The organism is Candidatus Thiodictyon syntrophicum (assembly GCF_002813775.1).
Lineage (GTDB): Bacteria > Pseudomonadota > Gammaproteobacteria > Chromatiales > Chromatiaceae > Thiodictyon > Thiodictyon syntrophicum.
In genome coordinates this window covers 927,430-947,379 of the sequence record NZ_CP020370.1, presented here as the reverse complement: position 1 = coordinate 947,379, position 19,950 = coordinate 927,430, and the positions used below count along the sequence as shown (strand labels likewise).

General features: G+C 65.4%; 18 protein-coding genes and 1 pseudogene. 10 read left to right on the top strand and 9 right to left on the bottom strand.

Features of this window, described 5'->3' with window-relative positions:
- Positions 1 to 12: 12 nt before the first annotated feature.
- Complete coding sequence (locus tag THSYN_RS04175) at positions 13 to 192, top strand: PLDc N-terminal domain-containing protein (RefSeq protein WP_100922291.1); 180 nt, start codon at positions 13 to 15, stop codon at positions 190 to 192.
- A gap of 120 nt (positions 193 to 312) precedes the next feature.
- On the opposite strand, the gene cysS is transcribed toward THSYN_RS04175, so the two are convergent.
- On the bottom strand, positions 313 to 1,758 hold the full coding sequence (cysS, locus tag THSYN_RS04165) for a cysteine--tRNA ligase (RefSeq protein WP_100918033.1): 1,446 nt from the start codon (positions 1,756 to 1,758) through the stop codon (positions 313 to 315).
- A gap of 411 nt (positions 1,759 to 2,169) precedes the next feature.
- On the opposite strand from cysS, the gene THSYN_RS04160 reads away from it, so the two are divergent.
- Complete coding sequence (locus THSYN_RS04160) at positions 2,170 to 2,661, top strand: peptidylprolyl isomerase (protein WP_100918032.1); 492 nt, start codon at positions 2,170 to 2,172, stop codon at positions 2,659 to 2,661.
- 14 nt (positions 2,662 to 2,675) lie between these two features.
- Positions 2,676 to 3,503, top strand: a complete 828-nt coding sequence (locus THSYN_RS04155) for a UDP-2,3-diacylglucosamine diphosphatase (RefSeq protein ID WP_335582489.1) — start codon at positions 2,676 to 2,678, stop codon at positions 3,501 to 3,503.
- A 176-nt stretch (positions 3,504 to 3,679) separates the two neighbouring features.
- On the opposite strand, the gene THSYN_RS04150 is transcribed toward THSYN_RS04155, so the two are convergent.
- The 3 genes from THSYN_RS04150 to THSYN_RS04140 form a co-directional block, all read right to left on the bottom strand.
- Complete coding sequence (locus THSYN_RS04150) at positions 3,680 to 4,135, bottom strand: desulfoferrodoxin family protein (RefSeq protein ID WP_157817443.1); 456 nt, start codon at positions 4,133 to 4,135, stop codon at positions 3,680 to 3,682.
- Between the two features lie 78 nt (positions 4,136 to 4,213).
- Positions 4,214 to 5,314: an AI-2E family transporter gene (locus tag THSYN_RS04145; protein ID WP_100918030.1), complete on the bottom strand. Its 1,101-nt coding sequence runs from the start codon at positions 5,312 to 5,314 to the stop codon at positions 4,214 to 4,216.
- 241 nt (positions 5,315 to 5,555) lie between these two features.
- Positions 5,556 to 7,460 carry a sensor domain-containing diguanylate cyclase gene (locus THSYN_RS04140; protein WP_172965228.1) on the bottom strand — a complete coding sequence of 635 codons (1,905 nt, stop codon included), beginning with the start codon at positions 7,458 to 7,460 and terminating at the stop codon, positions 5,556 to 5,558.
- A gap of 204 nt (positions 7,461 to 7,664) precedes the next feature.
- On the opposite strand from THSYN_RS04140, the gene corA reads away from it, so the two are divergent.
- The 7 genes and pseudogenes from corA to THSYN_RS04110 all read left to right on the top strand — a co-directional run bounded on the left by corA (position 7,665) and on the right by THSYN_RS04110 (position 13,963).
- On the top strand, positions 7,665 to 8,942 hold the full coding sequence (gene corA, locus THSYN_RS04135; RefSeq protein WP_100918028.1) for a magnesium/cobalt transporter CorA: 1,278 nt from the start codon (positions 7,665 to 7,667) through the stop codon (positions 8,940 to 8,942).
- Between the two features lie 309 nt (positions 8,943 to 9,251).
- Entirely contained in the window at positions 9,252 to 9,674 is a 423-nt protein-coding gene (gene nikR / locus THSYN_RS04130) for a nickel-responsive transcriptional regulator NikR (RefSeq protein ID WP_100918027.1), read from the top strand.
- Between the two features lie 6 nt (positions 9,675 to 9,680).
- A complete protein-coding gene (locus THSYN_RS04125; protein WP_100918026.1) occupies positions 9,681 to 10,856 on the top strand; it encodes an AI-2E family transporter in 1,176 nt (391 codons plus the stop codon).
- A gap of 151 nt (positions 10,857 to 11,007) precedes the next feature.
- Positions 11,008 to 12,036: an efflux RND transporter periplasmic adaptor subunit gene (locus THSYN_RS04120; RefSeq protein ID WP_100918025.1), complete on the top strand. Its 1,029-nt coding sequence runs from the start codon at positions 11,008 to 11,010 to the stop codon at positions 12,034 to 12,036.
- Positions 12,033 to 12,734: pseudogene (locus THSYN_RS37180) on the top strand (ABC transporter permease); the annotation flags it as partial. The gene THSYN_RS04120 and the pseudogene THSYN_RS37180, both read left to right, overlap by 4 nt.
- 138 nt (positions 12,735 to 12,872) lie before the next feature.
- On the top strand, positions 12,873 to 13,277 hold the full coding sequence (locus THSYN_RS37175) for an ABC transporter permease (RefSeq protein ID WP_418219929.1): 405 nt from the start codon (positions 12,873 to 12,875) through the stop codon (positions 13,275 to 13,277).
- Positions 13,274 to 13,963, top strand: coding sequence for an ABC transporter ATP-binding protein (locus tag THSYN_RS04110; RefSeq protein WP_100918023.1), 690 nt, complete (start codon positions 13,274 to 13,276; stop codon positions 13,961 to 13,963). The genes THSYN_RS37175 and THSYN_RS04110 overlap by 4 nt, the downstream gene beginning before the upstream one ends.
- A gap of 322 nt (positions 13,964 to 14,285) precedes the next feature.
- Here the strand turns inward: THSYN_RS04110 and THSYN_RS36605 are convergent, their stop codons facing one another.
- The 5 genes from THSYN_RS36605 to THSYN_RS04090 all read right to left on the bottom strand — a co-directional run bounded on the left by THSYN_RS36605 (position 14,286) and on the right by THSYN_RS04090 (position 19,502).
- Positions 14,286 to 14,417 carry a hypothetical protein gene (locus THSYN_RS36605; RefSeq protein ID WP_257791223.1) on the bottom strand — a complete coding sequence of 44 codons (132 nt, stop codon included), beginning with the start codon at positions 14,415 to 14,417 and terminating at the stop codon, positions 14,286 to 14,288.
- A 32-nt stretch (positions 14,418 to 14,449) separates the two neighbouring features.
- Positions 14,450 to 15,889, bottom strand: coding sequence for a Mur ligase family protein (locus THSYN_RS04105; protein ID WP_100918022.1), 1,440 nt, complete (start codon positions 15,887 to 15,889; stop codon positions 14,450 to 14,452).
- A 416-nt stretch (positions 15,890 to 16,305) separates the two neighbouring features.
- The gene (locus THSYN_RS04100; RefSeq protein ID WP_100918021.1) at positions 16,306 to 17,589 is read right to left on the bottom strand and encodes a TRAP transporter large permease; all 1,284 of its coding nucleotides are present in this window, start codon (positions 17,587 to 17,589) and stop codon (positions 16,306 to 16,308) included.
- A complete protein-coding gene (locus THSYN_RS04095; RefSeq protein WP_100918020.1) occupies positions 17,586 to 18,299 on the bottom strand; it encodes a TRAP transporter small permease in 714 nt (237 codons plus the stop codon). Before THSYN_RS04095 ends, THSYN_RS04100 begins: the two co-directional genes overlap by 4 nt.
- A 192-nt stretch (positions 18,300 to 18,491) precedes the next feature.
- Positions 18,492 to 19,502, bottom strand: a complete 1,011-nt coding sequence (locus THSYN_RS04090) for a TRAP transporter substrate-binding protein (protein ID WP_100918019.1) — start codon at positions 19,500 to 19,502, stop codon at positions 18,492 to 18,494.
- Positions 19,503 to 19,950: the final 448 nt, after the last annotated feature.

The following is a 19,950-nucleotide window of genomic DNA, read 5'->3' as shown; positions in this document are numbered from 1 at the left end:
TGGGGACCCTCCATGAGCATCGAAGTCGGCGGCCTGCTCGGGCTGCTCCATCTGATCCTGACGGTCTATGCCATGGTCAAGATCGTCCAGAGCGGTGCCGGTACCGCCACCAAGGTCATCTGGATCGTGCTGATCCTGCTGCTGCCCGTACTCGGGCTGATCCTGTGGTTACTGTTCGGGCCCAAGGGCTGAGGGACAAGCGCCCTGCTTGCCGAGGTTGGTGCCTTGCCAACTGCTGCCCCGCCGCCGCGGTTGAGACTGCCATTTCAGCAGGTAGGCCAGCAACACCGCCATGCTTGGACTCCTTTGGGCTCAGCCCCGTCGCCAAGTGGTCCGGCCCTGCGCGTCTTCCAGCACAATGCCGGCGGCAGCCAGGTCTTCGCGGATCCGGTCGGCCAGCGCCCATTGCCTGGCCTTGCGGGCGGCGATGCGCTCGGCGATCAGGGACTCGATCGCTTGTTCTGAAAGCCCAGGACCGGTTACCGCCGAACCAGACAGAGAGACGTCCGATGTCATGAGGCCAGGAGGGGTTACCACACTCCTTGACTCGGCTTTCAAGTATGCATCGGCATCGCCTTGGACGATGCCCAACACCCCACCCAATGAACGCAGTACCGCCCCCAGCCCCGCGGCGGCGACCTCGTCCTGGGGCCGCACGCGATTGATCTCACGCACCAGATCAAAGAGCACCGCGAGCGCCACCGGGGTGTTGAAATCGTCGTCCATGGCGGCGGTGAAGCGTTCCCTGAAGCTCTCCCCGCCCGCCGGCGCGGCGCTCGGCAGGCCGCGCAGAGCCATGTAGAGACGGGTCAGGGCGGCGCGGGCATTATTGAGGTGCTCGTCGTCGTAATTGAGCGGGCTGCGGTAGTGGCTGCCGAGGATGAAATAACGCACCTCCTCGGGCTGGTAACGCTCCAGGATCTCGCGCACGGTGAAGAAGTTGCCCAGCGACTTGGACATCTTCTCCTCGTTCACCCGCACAAAGCCGTTGTGCATCCAGACATTGACGAAGGGCTCGCCGGTGGCCCCTTCAGACTGGGCGATCTCGTTCTCGTGGTGGGGGAACTGCAGGTCCGCCCCCCCGCCGTGCAGGTCGAAGTGATTGCCCAGGCAGCAGGTCGACATGGCGGAGCACTCGATGTGCCAGCCGGGGCGACCTGCCCCCCAGGGCGAGTCCCAGGAGGGCTCGCCGGGCTTGGCGGCCTTCCACAAGACGAAGTCCAGCGGATCACGCTTGGCCTCGTCCACCTCCACCCGCGCCCCGGCACGCAGATCCGCCGGGTCCTTGCCGGAGAGCTTGCCGTAGCCGGGGAAGGCGCCGACCGAGTAGTAGACATCGCCGTTGTCCACGGCATAGGCCAGGCCGCGGCCGATCAGGGTCCCGATCATCGCCAGGATCTCGGGGATGTGCGCCGTGGCGCGGGGCTCGGCGGTGGGCGCCAGGCAGCCCAGGGCGGCCGCGTCCTCGTGCATGGCGGCGATGAAGCGCTCGGTCAGCGCCGTGAAGGGCTCGCCCCGCTCCTGGGCGCGGCGCAGGATCTTGTCGTCGATGTCCGTGATGTTGCGGACATAGTTGACCTGGTAGCCGAGGTGGCGCAGGTAGCGGTAGGCGACATCGAAGACCACCATGACCCGGGCGTGGCCCAGGTGGCAGAGGTCGTAGACGGTCATGCCGCAGACATAGATCCCGACCTGGCCGGGGACGAGCGGGGTGAAGGGCGCCTTCTCACGGGTCAGGCTGTTATAGATCTCAAGCATCGCAACGCATTCCGGGTAGAAGGTTCGGTCCGCACCCGGGACCCGGGGGACCCACGGTTCCGAGTGGTCCCAAGGGTCAGGACGGTCTTAGCCCATCATGGTAACAAAGGCGGATCCGGGCGTACGCGAAGAATCCGCGGCCTCGATCGTCGTTGCGACCGCAAGAAGACCGGAGGTCGAGGCTTAGCCGATCGAAATCCCATCGGCGCGGCTCTGGTCCGGCTAAGCCTCGACCTCCAGTGTGGGACGCCTGGGCGGCGGCTGGAACGATGATCGCGGCCGAGTCCGCGCCGCCGCGGGTCCCGCCCGGCTTTGCGGACACCGGCAAAGCCCGTAACATGGCCGCTATGCCAACCGCAGGCCCGGTCGACCGGCCCCCTGCGGGCCCCGGGACGCCACTGGAGACCCCCAATGATCAAGCTCACTACCAACTTCGGCCCCATCCTGATCGCTCTCGACCACGAGCGGGCCCCGCTCACCTGCGCCAACTTCGAGCAGTATGTGCGCGATGGTCACTACGACGGCACCCTGTTCCATCGGGTCATCAATGGCTTCATGATCCAGGGCGGCGGGGTGAGCGAGCACTTCCTGCCCAAGCCCACGCGCGCCCCGATCCAGAACGAGGCCGCCAACGGGCTCAAAAACCTGAGCGGCACCGTCGCCATGGCCCGCACCATGGACCCGCACTCGGCCAGTTCACAGTTCTTCATCAATGTCGCGGACAACGGCTTTCTAGACCACCCGGGGCAGGATGGCTGGGGCTACTGCGTCTTCGGCCGGGTCGTCGATGGGATGGACACCGTCAACGCCATCAAGGCGGTCAAGACCGGCGGTCACCATGGCCACCAGGACGTCCCCGAGGAGAACGTGCTGATCGAGCACGCCAAGGTCCTCGCCGACTAGGCCGGGGGCGCGCCGTGATCTGGACCCGCCGGGGCGACACGGCCGGGCCGCCACCGCGCCACCCCGCGGGGGCAGCCGACCACGGGGAGACCCTGTTCATCTCCGACCTGCACCTGACGCCGGGGCGCCCGGAGACGATCCGCCTGTTCCTTGAGTTTCTGGACGGCCGGGCACGCCGGGCGAGGCACCTCTACATCCTGGGCGACCTGTTCGACGCCTGGATCGGCGACGACGACGACAGCGCGCCCTATCAGGCGATCCGGGCCGGGCTGCGCGGCCTCACCAGTGCCGGCACCGCCTGCACGCTCCTGCCCGGGAATCGGGACTTTCTACTCGGGCGCGCCTTTTGCCGCGACACCGGCTGCACACTCGGGCGGGACCCGACCCTCACCAGGTTCGCCGGTGTCCCGACCCTGCTGATGCACGGGGACCTGCTCTGCACCGCCGACCTGGACTACCAGCGCTTCCGTCGCCGGGTGCGCAACCCACTGGTGAAAGCCATGTTTTTATGGAAGTCATTGGCGGCGCGCCGGGCCCTCGCCGAGGGTTACCGCCGCCAAAGCGGCACCGCCAAGACCGACAAGAGCGCGGCCATCATGGATGCCGATCCGGGCGCCGTCACGGACTACCTCACCCGCTTCCGCGCCGTCCATTTGATCCACGGGCATACCCATCGCCCGGCGGATCACACACTGACGCACCAGGGTCAGGCCGCCAGGCGCACCGTTCTGGCCGAATGGCACGACGACCGCGGCGAGGTGCTGGTCCATCGCGATGGCACCTGGCACCGGGAGACAATGCTGCCGAGCGGCGCCGAACAGCACTCCACTTCGCGCTCGTAATGCTGCTGCTAGGCTGGACAAGTGTTCCGTGACGCCATCCCCGTAGCCTGGATGGAGCGCAGCGGAATCCAGGTCTTCGCTTTAACAAACGATTTCATGTCGGTGTGACCTGACCCGGATTCCGCTGCGCTGCATCCGGGCTACGGCAGGGTGCGGCGAATACTCGCCCGCGCATCTCAGCGGGCCGGTGAGAGCCCGTCGCCCTCGATCATCACGCCCTCGATCCAGGTGTCGTGCAGGTTGCAGATGCTCACCGCATAGACCGGGCCGCGGTAACCGGCGGGCAGGACGTGGCGCGAGAACGGCTGGTCGCGCTCCGGATTGAAGGTCTTCTGACTCAGGAGCCGGAAACGCGCGTCCAGGAGCTTGTGCTTTAAGATGTAGTGCTTGAAGCCGTCCATCGGGTGGGGCGTGCGGATGCTGACGGACGTGGTCGACCCGGGCGCCGCCTCGGTCTTGATCTCCGGCAGGTGCCGGTCGATCTCGCTCGCCCACAGGCCCGGATCGTCACGGGTGAAAAAGACGCTGCCCGCCATGGGCCCGCCGATCATCACCACCGATTGCGCAGCGACCGGGAGGACCCGCGTCACGGCGGCCAGCGCACCGAGCACAAGGATGGAACGACGTTTCACGGCGAAGACTCCAGGTGCGGCGCATCATCCCATTCGCGTTTATTTGCGTTCATTTGCGGCTGAATGATCTTCTGCTGATCAAGACGCCGGGGCATCCGATGACTCCGCCGCCGGCTCCGGCCGTTCATCGAGCCAGGCGACGAACAGCTTGTAGCCCAGCACCAGCACCACGGCGCCGACGAAGAGCCCGATGATGCCCGCGCCGAGAAAGCCGCCGATAGCCCCGACAAAGATCACCGCCATCGGCACCTCCACCCCGCGACCCAGCAGGATGGGTTTCAGGACATTATCGATACTGCCCACGAGCAGGGTCCAGATCAGCAGGAGCACGAAGGTCAGGGTACTGGCGGTGAAGAAGCAATAGATGAGGATAGGGATGGCCAGCGGAAAGATACCGACCTGCACCACGCTCAGCAGCAGGGCCAGGATCGCCCAGAGCCCCGCCGCCGGGATCCCGGCCGCCAGCCAGCCGAGCCCCGCCAGGATCGCCTGAATCATGGCCACCCCCAGGATGCCCCGGGTGACGCTGCGCACGGTCGCCGTCGCCAGCTCCGCAAACTCCACCCCCCGGACCCCGGCGAGCCGCCGGGCGAAGGTCAGGGCCGCCCGGCGTCCGGCGCCCTCGTGCGCCAGCAACACCCCGGCAATGGCGATGGCGAAGACGAATTGCAGGATGCCCACCCCCGCCCCCGCCGCGACCCCGCCCAGCCAGTGCAGGGCCATCTTGATCTCCGGCAGGGCGCGGCGCAGGGCGTCCGCCAGGTTGTCCGAGGCATCGCGCCAAAAGCCGTCGATGGACTGGCCCACGAGCGGCAGGCCCGCCACCCAGTCGGGCGGCAGCGGAACCGCCAGCATCCCCTCCTCATAATCGCGCATCAGTACATGGGCGCCGTCCAGCACGGAGCCGCTGAGCAAGGCCGCCGGGACCATCAGGGCCGCGAAGGTCAGCAGGGACAGCAGGATCGCCGCGAGCGCGGGCCGGCCGCCCAAGGCCGCGCGGAGTCGCGCATGCAGCGGGTGCAGACCGATGGCGATGATCAGGCCCCACAGGGAGGGCACGATGAAGGGCCGCACAATATCGAAGCACCAGGCGGCCAGCATCGCGATCAGGGCGAGGCGGATGAAGGTCTCGATCGCCCGGTCCATGAACTGGCGGTCGGCGGGGGTCTCTGGGGCCATGGGGATACCTCTCGTTGGGTCAAGGGGGTGGTGGCCGGTGGTTGCTGAGTAGCGAGTCAAGAACAAGTGAAACACAATCGTTGTCGTTGTCGTTGTCGTAATCGGAGAAGCGATGCAATCCGGAGCACTACGATAACCTCGATCACGACAACGACGCTAAAAAGCATTCTCCAATGAACTTGTTTAATCTATTAGCGAACCGTTCCTAACCCGGATGGGACGATAGCAGAAGCACCAATGCTCATTCCGACGCTGGTTCAGTCATCACCCGATTGCGCCCTGCCTCTTTCGCCTGGTACAACGCCTGATCGGCCCGCCGCAGAAGCGCGTCCAGTGAATCCCCGTCGCTTGCCAGACCGGCGATGCCGGCACTGATGGTGATTGCAACGGGACCGCGGCCAAGGTCAGGCCGCCGGGCCGCTACGGCGAGGCAGACGCGCTGCATGACTGCACCGGCCTCTTCGCGACTGGTCTCCGGTAAGAGTACTGCGAATTCGTCGCCGCCGAAGCGCGCGAATACATCGATGTCGCGGATGTTCCTCCGGCAGATGTCAGCGAGTAGCAACAGCGCCTGATCGCCTGCCGCATGCCCATGGGCATCGTTGATCTTCTTAAAATGATCGATGTCGATCAGGGCCAGCGCCAGCGGGTGCTGATAACGCAGCGCGCGGCTGGTTTCGGTCTGTGCCAGTTCCAGGAAATGACGCCGATTGGCCACTCCGGTGAGATCATCAGTGGTTGCCTGTTGCCGCAACTGCGCCTCGAGGCGCTTGCGCTCGGTGATGTCAATGGTGTAACCCGCCAATAACACCCGTTCTCCCTGGATGATCGGAAACTTGATCGAGGTATAGTGACGACCATTGAAATCCTCATCCTGTTTCAGCACCAAGCCATTAGCTATGACGGCCCGGTCGTCAGCGGTCATCGTCGCGGCAAATTCGGGCGGAAACAGCTCCGACATGGTCTTTCCCAACATATCGCTGACGGAACTACCGAGCAGCTGTTGAAAGTTATCGCTGACGTGCAGCACGCGGCTCCCGGTGGGCGTTACCTCCTTGATGAAGGCGTAGATCGGTGACTGACGGATAAAGAGTGTCAAGAGCTCCTGACTTCTACGCTGCGCCTCTTCCGCGCGCTTGCGGGCACTGACGTCACGGATGACCGTGACAATGTGGGGAACCCCCTTCATCTGTGTAATCTTGGCAGACAGCAACCCGGTGAATTCACTGCCGTCTTTGCGCAAGAGAACGACTTCCAGATTGTCGCAATGACCGTGCTCGTGAAGCGCGCCGACAAGCCTCTCGCGATCCACTGGGTTTTTCCAGAGATTCATCTCCAGGGTTGTCATACCCATCGCCTCCGCACCGGCATATCCACTCTGTGCCGCAAATCCGTCGTTGGCGGTGACCACCGCACCGTCGGCCAAACGCGTGAGCACAACCGGATCGGGGCTGGCATTGAAAATAAACTCGACAGTCTCTTTCGCTTCCCGGGTTTCGGCATTCAGCCTCTGATTGATCATGATAATGAAATAAGCCGTCAGCAGAACGCTGACCATGAGTCCGTCCAGATACAGCGCAGTGTGCGCCGGCGAGGCGATATAGAGACCCTCGGCATCACTGAAGGCGGCCGCCAGGGCGACACCGATAAGGACCAGGCCCTGGACCAGAAATACCAGGGCGACGGAATAGGCAGAGGTTGCGATCGAACGGGTTCTATTGGCTAAGATCGCATGGACGTTCAGGAATGACAACAGGGCCATGGCAAGCGCAAGATTGATCAGACGCGCAGCCACATTGACGTCGATGTAAGTGAAATAGGCAGCGACCAGGGTGACGGCCGTGCAGAATAGGATGAGCGGCCAAGGCCGTTCGCGCCGACCCAGGAAACGCAACAGGCCGACATAGTACAGCGCCATGCCGGACGAGAACAGGGCGCTGGCAGCGACGATCGCAATGGACCCGATGGTGGAATTATCCTGCAGGAAAGCGGAGGCGAACCCGAGCGCCACGAGAGCAGTGCCCGCGGTCCACCAGCCCGGCCCGGAGTAGCTGTTATTCAACCGATATTGCGCAAAGAGGGCGAGGACTTGCAGGAGATTGGTCAGGGCCAAGAGAATCGCAAGCGTGCGCAGGTCGATATTCATCAAGGTCATCCATCTCAGTTCGCCGGGACTTGGACCTGCCTGAGTGTGGTTCACAGGCCAGACACTGTCAACCGATCGAAGTGACATTTTCTTCTATCGTCAGATTCCAGTACCCGCTGCGAGTCGAGGTCCGCGACTGCCCCTTGCCCAAAACCGGCCGCGGTCCGATAGTGGGACAACATCGTCCACCACCGGAACCAGGCCATGCAGGACCCCCAACCGTCCGAGACCTCGACGCGTCCCGCCGGCGCGGCGCATCCGCGTCCTGATCCCGATCCCGCAGCGGCTGCGCGAACCGCAACCGACGCCACGGCGGCGCCCGCCAAGACCGCCGCGGTCTACCCGCGCCCGGCCGCCCCCAAACACGCCCGACGGCGCCGTCCGCTGGTCACGCCCAAGGCGAAGCTGCCGCGGCTGCACCGGCGCCCGCCGGGCGCCCCCGCGGGGATCGAGTACCACGAACTGGTCCAGGCGCCGGGCGCGGGCGCGGCGCAGATCACCTGCACTGACTATGCCCCGGACCGCTGGGAGGTCCAGAAGGTGGCGGACATGGCCGCCTTCCTCGCCGTGCACCGGCCGGACTGGTCGGAGGTACGCTGGATCCATGTCGAGGGGCTCGGGGACAACGACACCATCCGCGCCCTGGCGGAGAAGTACCAGTTGCACCCGCTGGCCATCGAGGACGTGCTCGATGGTCAGCATCGGCCCAAGGTCGACGACTACCCGGGCTCCGGGGACCTGCCCGGACGGCTGTTCGTGGTGGCGCGGCGCGTCATCCTGCGCGACGACGACCTGCATGCCGAGCAGGTCAACTTCTTCCTCGGGCGCCACACGCTCCTGAGCTTCCAGTCGAGCGCCTGTCCGGCCATCGAGACGGTGCGCCGCCGCCTGGAGGGCCCGCACTCGCGCCTGCGCGAGAACGACGCGAGCTTCCTGCTCTACGCCATCCTGGACACCATCGTGGACGGCATGTACCCGATCCTGGAAGACTCGTCGCAACACCTGGAGGAGGCCGAGGAGGCGGCCATCGATCAGTCCGAACCCCAGACCCTGCACTCCATCCACCGGATCAAGCGCGGTCTGATCCTGCTGCGCCGGGTCGCCTGGCCTATGCGCGAACTCATCTCCGATCTCCAGCGCGAGCGGCACGAGTGCCTCTCGGAGGTCACCCAGACCTATTTTCGCGACGTCTATGACCACTGCGTCCAGATCATCGACCTGATCGAGACCTACCGGGAGATCGCCTCCGACGTGGCGGACATGCATGTGTCCATGCTCTCCAACCGCACCAACGAGATCATGAAGGTGCTGACCATCATCGGGACCATCTTCATCCCCCTGACCTTCCTCGCCGGGGTCTACGGCATGAACATGTATATCCCGGAAAACCACTGGGACTACAGCTATGCCGTGTTCTGGAGCCTCTGCCTGTCGATCGCCGGGTATATGCTGTGGCGCTTCCGGCGCGGCGGGTGGTTTTAGTGCCGCGAAGCGAAACCCAATATCAGTCAGACGATCAAGCAGTTTGAGGAAAATTGGACAGGATTAACAGGATTTCTCAGGATTAACAGGTGTCTCGTTGATGCACAGCGCACCCTGCTCATCCTGTTAATCCTGCAAAATCCTGTTAATCCTATCTAATTTCTTGGGTCTTGCTCGATTGTCAGAGTAGTATTGGGGATTCCGCCGTACGGTATCAGGGGCGGGGCCTAAGGCCCGGCGGCGCACCTGGTCGCTCCAGCGTTATGCTTAAACCCCTAACGAGCCCATCCTTAGATCCGCGGAAACCCCATGTCCACCCCAGAAGAAACCATCCGCTTCAGCGTCTCGCTGCCCCGCCCGCTGCTCGACGAACTGGACCGCCGCGTGGTCGGCAAGGGCTACGCCTCCCGCTCCGAACTGGTGCGCGACCTGATCCGCGAGCGGCTGGTGGAGGAGACCTGGGAGCGCGGCGACGAGGAGGTCGCCGGCGTCCTCACCATCGTCTACGATCATCATCAGCGGGAACTGACCCAGCACATTCTCGAGGTCCAGCACCAGGAGTACGTCCATGTCGTGGCCAGCACCCACGTCCACATCGACCATCACAACTGTCTGGAAACCATCATACTGCGCGGTCTGCCGGCGCAGATCGAGCGCCTGAGCCAGACGATCGGCGGACTCAAGGGGGTGCGCTTCTCCGCCCTCACCCGCACGTCCCGGCTAGGTCATTAGAAAGAAATGAAAAAAACCAACTTCACCAACATCCTGGGCGCCCGCATCGCGCTCGGACTCTTCCTCGCCGGGTTGCTGTTCCTGAGCTACCGGGTCTTGAGCCTGTTCCTGGTCCCGGTCGCCTGGGCCGCCATCCTGGTCTATGTCACCTGGCCCATCTACCGCCGGCTGCGCGACCTCTTCGGCGGCCTGGTCAACCTCAGCGCGCTCGCGATGACCCTCTTTCTGATGCTCACTTTTGCGCTGCCGCTCCTGTCCATGGTCGCCATGCTGCGCGCGGAGGTGCCGGCCGCCTATAACCGCGCGGTCGAGATCCTCCTGAGCGGGCCGGACGCGGTGCCGCCCGCCATCGCCCGCATCCCCTGGCTCGGGGACGAGGTGGAGCGCGTGCTGGCACTCTCCGCCGAGGACCCCGCGACCCTGCGCAAGGAGGTGGCGCAGTTCGGCAAGCCCTGGGTGGATGGGTCACTCGACATCCTGGGCAACATCGGGGCCACGGCCTTCAAGTTCATCTTCGCCCTGTTCACCGCCTTCTTCTTTTACCGCGACGGCGAGTCCCTGCTGGACCAGGTCCGGCGCCTGCTCTACGGCCTGATCGGCGCCCGCTCCGGGGCCTATTTGTTCGCCATCGGCAGCACCACCCGGGCGGTCCTCTACGGCCTGGTGCTGACCGCGCTGGCGCAGGGGGTCTTGGCGGGGCTCGGCTATTGGGCGACCGAGGTCCAGGCCCCGGTGCTGCTGGGCGTGCTGACCGCCATCCTGGCCCTGATCCCCTTCGGCACCCCCCTGGTGTGGGGGGCCGTAAGTATCTGGCTGGTCGCCAGCGGCCACACCTGGGCCGGCCTCGGGCTGGCCCTCTGGGGCGCCCTGGTGGTGAGTCAGATCGACAACGTGCTGCGCCCCATGTTGATCAGCAGTTCCACCCGCATCCCCTACCTCCTGGTGCTGTTCGCGGTCCTGGGCGGCATCGGTGCCTTCGGCCTCTTGGGGCTCTTCCTGGGCCCCATCGTCATCGCCGTGCTGCTGGCGGTGTGGCGCGAGTGGCTGGAGGAACAGGTGCCGCGGGGGCAACTCACCTACGTTGCGGAGCCGGCCGCGGGTGACGCACAGACGGCCGAGGCGGCCGATCCGCACGGGCCCGCGGGCGAGAGAGGCCTTCGCGCTGAGCGGTTTCGATCATGATCGCGGCCTCCCTCCTTGGGGAGGGCTCGCTGGTCCGCACAGCGGACCCTACGGCCGCGCGCCCGTAGGGTCCGCTGTGCGGACCAGCGGCCGCGCGGACAGGACCGCGTCGCTGCGCGACTTTCACGGGCAAGACCAGTGACATGACCAAATGATGCGAAAAGGATGGCTGTGGGTGCTCGGCGTGGGCGCACTGGCGGGCGCCGCCCTGCTGTGGTGGCGCACGGCGCCGCTGACCCTCGCCCTGGTGACGCCGACGCGCGGCCCGGCGGTGGAGGCGGTCTATGCCACCGGCACCGTGGAGCCGACCGTCATGCTGCCGATCGCCCCGCGTACCGGGGCCAAGCTGGCTGAGATCAATGTGGATGAAGGCGCCAGTGTGCGCAAGGGACAGGCACTGGCCCGGCTCGACGACGCGGATCTCAGCAATACGATCGAGGAACTCGACGCGCGGGTGCGCTTCGCCCGGCTCAATCTCCAGCGCAAGCAGGAACTGGCCGGGCGCAACGGGCTCGCCAAGGCCGATCTGGACCAGGCGCGCGCCGACCTGGAGGCGGCCGAGGCGACGCAGAAGCGCGCCACCGCGCTGCGCGGTTTCATGACGCTGACGGCCCCGGCCGACGGCCTGATCATCCGGCGCGACGGGGAGGTCGGCCAGTTCATCCCGGCCGGGCAGGCCCTGTTCTATTTTTCCTGCTGCGCGCCCTTGCGGGTCACGGCCGAGGTGGACGAGGAGGACATCCCCCGGGTGCGGGTGGGTCAGAAGGCGGTGCTGCACGCCGACGCCCTGCCCGGGGAGGTCTTCGACGGCGAGGTGGCCGCCATCACCCCCAAGGGCGACCCGGTGGCGCGCAGCTTTCGGGTGCGGATCAGGCTCGCCGACCCGGCGCGGCTGCGCATCGGCATGACGGTGGATGCCAACCTGATCGTCACCGAGCGCCGGGACGCCCTGCTGGTGCCCTCCAGCGCCCTTGTCGATGGCAACCTCTGGGTCCTGACGGACGGTCGGCTACACCGCCAAAAGGTGCGGACCGGGGTCGCCGGCGCCGTGCGGACCGAAGTCCTGGACGGGCTCGCACCGGATGCCCGGGTCGTCGCCGTGCCCACCGAGACCCTGCGCGAGGGCGCCGCCGCCCGACCCATGAAAGAGGATCAGCCGCCAATGAACGCCAATGAATGATGATCCAACTCCAGGTCGCACTCACCCACCTCACCGGCCGGCGGCGCCAGACGCTGGTGTCGCTCACCGGCGTGGTGCTCGGGGTCGCCTTCTTCCTGGCGGTCTCATCCCTGATGGCCGGCTCGGAGCGCGACTTCATCAAGCGGCTGGTCGACAACAGCCCGCACGTCACCGTCTCCGACGACTATCGCCGGCCGCGCACCCAGCCGGCGGAACTGCGCTGGGCCGCGGGCGCGGTGGGCATCAGCAACGTAAAGCCGCAGACCGAAACCCGCGGCATCCGCGGCTACCGCGAGAAGCTCGCCTTCGTCGAGTCGCTCCCGGGGCTGCGGGCGGCGCCGGTACTGGCGGGCTCCGCCGTGCTCACCTTTGCCGGGCGCGAGCAGGGCGTGACCCTCTGGGGCGTGGTGCCTAAGTCGCTGGAGAGCGTATCGACCATTAAGGAGAAGATGATCGCGGGGTCGCTCGGCGCCCTGGACGCCAATCCCAACGGGATCATCATCGGCCAGGGGCTCGCCAAGAAGTTCAACCTGGGGTTGGGCCGTAATCTCAGCGTGACGGCCGCGGGCGGCGGCACCCGCGCCATGAAGGTGGTCGGCATCTTCCGAACCGGCAATGCCAACTACGACGAGAGCCAGACCTTCACCGCGCTCAAGCGCGCCCAGGTCCTGTTCGGGCGCTCCAACCGGGTCAACCGGTTCCTGATCCAGCTCGACGACGCCTACGCCGCCCGCGCCCTCGCCCAGCGGATCGAGGCGGTCATCGGCTACAAGGCGGTCTCCTGGGTCGAGGCGTCCGAGGACATCCTGAGCGTGCTGGTAGTGCGCAACACCATCATGTACAGCGTGGTCTCGGCCATCCTCGTGGTCGCCTCCTTCGGCATCTACAACACCCTCTCCACCATCGTGCTGGAGAAGACCCGCGACATCGCAATCCTCAAATCCATGGGCTTCCACGCCCGCGACGTGCGGCTCATCTTCCTCTTCGAGGGCCTGATCATCGGGGTGATCGGCAGCCTCTTCGGGCTGGCCCTGGGGGCCGGGCTCATGTATGCCCTCTCGCAGGTGCAATTGAAACCGCCCGGCGTCACCGACCGGGTCTTTCTGCCCATCTGGTGGGGGGCGGGCCAGTTCGCGCTCGCCGCCGCCTTTGCCATGGCGTCCTGTCTACTGGCGGCCTACCTGCCGGCGCGCCGTGCGGGCCGTGTCCACCCGGTCGAGATCCTGCGGGGGGCCGCGTGAGCACCATCCTGAGCGCCGAGCACCTGGTGCGCATCCTGCCCGGCGAGGTCCCGGTGACCCTGGTCGACGACGTGTGCATCACCATCGAGCGGGGCGAGTTCATCTGCATCATGGGACCCTCGGGCTCCGGCAAGTCCTCGCTCCTCTATCTGTTGGGCCTGCTCGATGTCCCGACCGCCGGGCGGGTCTGGCTCGACGGCGAGGACACCAGCGCCTACGGGGAGGATGCGCTGGCCAACCGGCGCCTCTCGAAGCTCGGCTTCGTCTTCCAGTTCCACTTCCTGCTCGCCGAATTCACCGTGCTCGACAATGTCACGCTGCCCATGCGCCGCCTGGGCCGGCTCGACGAGACCGCCGCCCGCGCGCGCGGCCTGGACCTGCTGGACCGCCTGGGGGTCGCCGACCAGGCCGGAAAGCACCCCCACCAACTCTCCGGCGGCCAGCGCCAGCGCGTCGCCATCGCCCGCGCCTTGGCAAATGACCCGCTGGTGGTCCTGGCCGACGAGCCGACCGGCAACCTCGACTCCGCCGCCGGCGGCACGGTACGCCAGATCCTGCGCGACCTGGCGCACGAGTTGGGCAAGACCGTGGTCGCCGTCACGCATGACCCCGCCTTTGCCGCGGCGGCGGACCGGCGGATCGGGATTGTCGATGGGAAGATCGATGTGAATTGGCGGCCGGGGTAGGGGCGGTATCCAGCGCGAATATCATCAATTCCCTGAACACCGATGCGGCCGGATCGTCGGCCAGATCGCAAAAGGCCTGGTCGAGCAAGGCCCGGTAGCGGGCGCGCATCTGAACCCCCAAACCGTTGCTCGCTCCATCGCAGGATACTCGCGATGTCCGACCGTGCGGTTCTGGTGAGGCGTACCGCACTCATCGGCCCTGGGAGTCCACGTAGGCGGCCTGCTCCTGCGCGTCGATCTCGTCGAGCAGTGTCGGCGTGTAGTCGACCACATCGCCAGCCGCCAGATCGCGTTCGGCCGCGTCCAGCCGACACCGCAGGGCTTACACCTTCGCCGCTGCTTGTTGCTCATGCTGCTCCATGAGGTGCAGCCCCGCGTTCAGGACCTCGTTCGCGTCCTTATCGAAGCGCCTGCCGGTCTGCCCCGGGACCTGATCGAGCAGCTCGATCTCCATGCAACCGCACGCCTCCCCCGACAGGGCTGGCCTCAAGTCCACCCGAGCCGCCGCAGATTGCGCTCCACCTCGTCCTGGTCGCTGTAATAGGTCTTGCGGTCATTGCGGTCGATGTAGCGCTCATGGCCCTTGCCGGCGATCAGGGCCACCCAGGGTTCCTCCGGGGGGCGTTGGGCCAGCAGGTCGAAGAGGCGCGCGACGGCCGCCGGGCGGTCCACCACCACCTCCCGGCCCTCCCGCGGCATCCCGGCAAGGATATCGCCGATGATCCGCTCGGGGTCCTCGTGACGGGGGTTGTCCGAGGTGACGATGGTGTGGTCGCAGTGGCGCGCCACCGCGGCCCCCATCAGGGGGCGCTTGGCGCGGTCGCGATCGCCGCCGCAGCCGAACAGGGTCAGGACCCGATAGCCGGGAAAGCCGGTGCGGATCGCCGCAAGGATGGTCTCCAGTGCGTCCGGGGTGTGCGCGAAGTCGATGACGATGGTCCGGTTGGCGCAGGTGCGACACTCGAAGCGCCCGGCGACCGGGGTGAGATGCCGCCAGTCCTCGCGCGGCCCGGGACCCAGCACGCCGTCCGCCAGGGCTGTCGCCAGGGCATAGTTCAAGCGATTGTATTCCAGGGCGAGGAAGGGTTTGGCCCCGATCGCCTCAGGCCCCAGCGGTGCGGCGTCCAGGGTCTCGACCGGCACCCGCGGCGCCCCCAGCGCCGCGAGCCGCCCGGCCAGTTCGGGGCTGGTGCAGTAGAGCCGGCCGCCGTCCTGGATGAGTTCCAGGATGCGCGCCTTGGCGGCAAAGTAGGCGGACTCGTCGCCGTGATAGTCCAGGTGGTCCTGGGTGAAATTGGTCCAGCCCGCGTTCATCAAGGGCAGGCCAAAGGTGCGCCCCTGGTCGAGTGCGTGACTGCTGACCTCCATCGCCACCACGTCGCATTGGTCCTGCCGCGCGAACAGCAGGCGGCGCAACTCGATCTGGGGCGGCGAGGTGAAGCCGGTCGTCGCGAGCGGCTGCCCGTCGAGCGAGACCCCCAGGGTGCCGACACTGAGCACCCGCTGCCCATTGGCAGCCAGGATCGACTCCAGGTACTTTACCGTCGTGGTCTTGCCGTTGGTCCCGGTCACGCCGATGAAGCGCAGGCCGGCGGTCTTCAAGGGGTAGACCAGGTCGCAGAACCGGCCCACCACCTGGGGCCAGGCATCCGCCCGAGTGACATAGATTCCCTTGAAGGGCAGACGATCGAAGCAGTCGAGCATGCGGTTGGTGACCAGGACCGCGAAGGGACTGGCCGCCAGATAGCGCTCGAAGACCTCGGCGTCGCTGCGTCCATCGTCGAAGCGCTGAAAGAAGAGGATCGAGCCGGGGCCGCAGGTATCCGCGCGCCACTGGATGTCGGTCAGCGCGGGTCCACCCGGCGGCTCATGCCGCCAGGCGAAGTCGAGCGTCGAGAGCAGGTGCGAGAGGGGGTCGGACGTCATGGGCGGGCCTTTAGTCGATTGAGTCGGGATCGTAGGACGGCTCACTAATGAGTTAAACAAGTTCATTAGCGAATGCTTATCACGTCGTTGTCGTTGTCGTTGTCGTTGTCGTTGTCGTTGTCGTAATCGAGGTTATCGTAGCGCCCCGGATTCTCTCACCTACCTTGATCATTATTCCGCCCACCTCGAGGGTGACGTCCGTCGCGGCCGGGGGGCCGCTCCTACGCCGTAGGAGCTGCCCCCTAGCCGCGACGGGTTGCTGCAAGGACCTATGGCCGGAGTTATGATCAAGGCCCTCTCGCACGCCACATTGCATCGCTTCTCCGATTACGATTACGACAACGACAACGACAACGACAACGACAACGACAACGATTGTGTCTGTGTTTGACTTGTTCTTGACTCGTTACTGAGAGCTACATCATCCCCAGCCAGCGCGGGAACCAGATGGATAGGCCCGGCCAGTAGGTGACGACCATCAGAAAGCCCAGCATCGCGAGCAGCCAGGGCCAGACCGCGACGGTCAGCTCGGTGATGCCCATCTTGGTGATCCCGGACGCCACGTAGAGGTTGAGACCCACCGGCGGATGGCACATACCGACCTCCATGTTCACCACCATGACGATCCCGAAATGCACCGGGTTGATCCCCAGCTTGATCGCCACCGGGAAGAGGATGGGCGCGAAGATCAGCACGATCGAGGTGGGCTCCATGAAGTTGCCGGCCATGAGCAGCAGCACATTGACCGCCAGCAGGAAGGCGATCGGCCCCAGTCCCTGGGCCAGCATCCAGTCGGCGAGTGACTGCGGGATGTTCTCGTTGGTCAGGATGAAGGAGAACATCACGGCGTTGGTGATGATATAGAGTAACATGGCGCTCATGTTCGCCGAGTTGAGCAGCACCCGCGGCACGTCCGTAAGACGCAGGTCCTTATAGACGAAGACCGCGATGACAAAGGCATAGACCGCGCTCATGGCCGCGGCCTCGGTCGGGGTGAAGAGCCCGGCATAGATGCCGCCCATCACGATGACGATCAGCAGGAGGCCCCACAGCGAATCCTTGAAGGTCCGCAGGCGCTCGCCGAGACTCGCCTTAGGCTGACGCGGGTAATTGAACTTGCGCGCCCGCCACCAGGTGACGCCGCCCAGCACGCCGGCCAGCACGATACCGGGGACGACGCCGGCCATGAACATGGCGCCGACCGAGGTATTGGTCGCCACCGAATACATCACCATGACGATGGACGGCGGGATCAGTATCCCCAGGGCCCCGGAGGTGGTGACGATGCCGGCCCCGAACCGATTGGGGAAACCGGCCTTGATCATCGCCGGCAACAGGATGGAGCCGATGGCCACCACCGTAGCGGGGCTGGAGCCCGAGACCGCCGCGAAGAGTGCGCAGGCCGCCACACCGGCCAGCCCGAGCCCGCCGTACCAGTGCCCGACCATCGCCGAGGCAAAGGCGATCATGCGTCGCGCCACCCCGCCGTGGGTAAGAAAATTGCCGGCGAGGATGAAGAAGGGGATCGCCATGATCTCGAACTTCTCGATGCCGGTAAAGAGCTTGAGCGCCACCGCCTCGAGCGGGACCTGCGTCATGGTGAAGAGGAAGGTCAGCACCGTGAGGCCGAGCGCGATGGAGATCGGCATCCCGGTCAGCATCAGCGCCAGCAGCAGCCCGAAGATGATCGCCGCGCTCATGATTGACCGTCCTTGCGGTCGGCCGCGTCCTGTTCGGCGGATTTGCCCAACTGCCGGTGAGTCAAATCGCGGAAATGCAGGTTGTCGTCCATATCATAGATATTGACATCGACCGGCAGCGGCTTTTCGGTAAGACCATCGACATGGCCGTGGTCGTGCTGCGGCAGGGCGCCGGTGCGGAAAAAGGCGTAGGCCACTTGCAGGAAGCGGAAACACATCAGGCCCGAGCCCAGCGGAACCGCGAGATAGACCGCCCAGGTCGGCCATTCCAGGTCAGGGGTCGTCGGGCCCTCCGGGAGATCGCCGGTGCTCAGACCCAAGAGATTGAAAATGCCGTAGTGCGCGCCGTTTTCCCAGACGAAGCGGGCGCCGAGTGTGGCGACGATGCCGGTGAAGAGCGCGCCCGAGAGCAGGCCGAAGAGGATCACCCGGGCGCGGTTCTTGTCCGCCAGGCGGTTGACCATCACGTCCACCCCGACATGGATGCCGGTGCGCACCCCGTAGGCCGCGCCGAACTTGGCCATCCAGACGAACATGATGATGCACAGCTCCTGCGTCCAACCGAAGTTGAGCGACAGCAGCCAGTCCTGCACCACGGGAATGGCCAAGCCGGAGGTATAACGGTGAATCACCGCGACAAACACGATCGCCGTCGCCCCGCCCATGAGCAGAACGATGAGCCATTCCTCAAGACGATCCAGCACTTTCATTTTTTGAACCGCGTCCGGAGTGACATTCGTGGTTGTAAGTGGCCTGGGCCTCAGTACCCCCGGAAGCGCCCGGCGTGACGCGGTTCAAAAAATGAAAGCAGTTGACAACATAAACCGCGTCAGCGATGAGGCCTGTTGGTTCAGGCGAGGTTGCACCGATGCATAGACCTCACCGGTAAGACGGGACGCGGTTTATAAAGAGTCGGGCTTGAAGCCGGTGACCTCGTAGATGGATTGGATCAGGTCCTTGCCGACCCGACCCTCCATCGTCTTGTGCACCGGGACCAGTTGCTTCTTGAAGGCCAGCTTCTCTTGGGCGGTCGGCTCATAGATAGCGGTCTTGCCGCTGGCGCGGATGCCTTCCAGTGCCCTGTCGTTCTCTTCCTGGGCGATCCGGTTCGCCAGGTCCGTCGACTCTTTCATGGCCTGTTCGAGTTGGCCGCGAAGCGGCGCCGGCAGACCATCCCAGAATTTCTTATTCACGATCACCGCATAACCCAGATAGCCATGCTGGGTCATGATCAGATTGGATTGCACCTCATGCATCTTCTGGGTGAACATGTTGGATGGCGGGTTTTCGGTGCCGTCCACCACCCCGGTGTCGAGCGCCTGGTAGACCTCGGAGAAGGCCATGACCTGGGGCAGTGCGCCGAGTGCCCGCATTTGCTCCTCGAGCACCTTGGATGACTGGATGCGGAACTTCTTGCCCTTCATGTCGGCCGGCGTCTTGATCGGGGACTTGGCCGAGAACGACTTGAAGCCGTTGTCCCAGAAGGCCAGTCCGACGATACCCTTGGCCTCCAGCTTCTTCAGGATCGCCGCACCGATCGGACCCTGGGTCACCGTATGCAGATCGTCATAGTCGCCGAAGATGTAGGGCAGATCGAAGGCCTCGAAATCCTTGACACCCAAGGGGCCGAACTTGGCGAGCGAGGGCGCCAGCATCTGCACCGCGCCGATCTGGAGCGCCTCCAGTTCCTCCTTGTCCTTGTACAGCGCGCTGTTGGGGTAGACCTCCACCTTCACCTTGTCCCCGGTCAGCTCGGCGGCACGCTTGGCGAAGAAGTCGGCCGCCTTGCCCTTAGGCGTATCGGCCGCCACCACATGGCTGAACTTGATGACGATCGGCGGCTCGGCGGCGTCGGCGCCGGTCAGTGCGCCGATGGACAGGGCCAGGCCCAGCATCAGGACAGGAAATTTCATCGTCTCGCTCCTCGTCGCTGTCGACCTTTGTTAGAAGCGCGAGCATAGCCGCGCCGCGGGCGGCGGGCAAGGTCGGCGGGGCGGACTGGAGTCCACGGCTTCAGCCTTGGAGGGACAAGCCAAGTCCGTAGGTTGCCAAATTGTGTGCTGGCCGGGCACGGCGAGCGGCAGTGGGCGCATGACCGCGGTAACTGAGACACTCGGGGAGTGATCAGAGGTAGAGTTCGAGAACTATGAGCAGATCGAAAGCCGCTTCGAGTCCGAATTTCGCGCACTCTACGACAGCCGCTGCGACCGCTGACGCTGACCGGCCTAAGGGCCCAGGGCCGCTAGACCAACCCCGGGATTTCACCCTCGCCACAGCGGGCATCGGGACAGGAACGGTAGAGGCGTTTTTCGAGCGCGGCCAAGTGATAGCCGCCGCCCTGGACGCCGGACGACCGGTTGC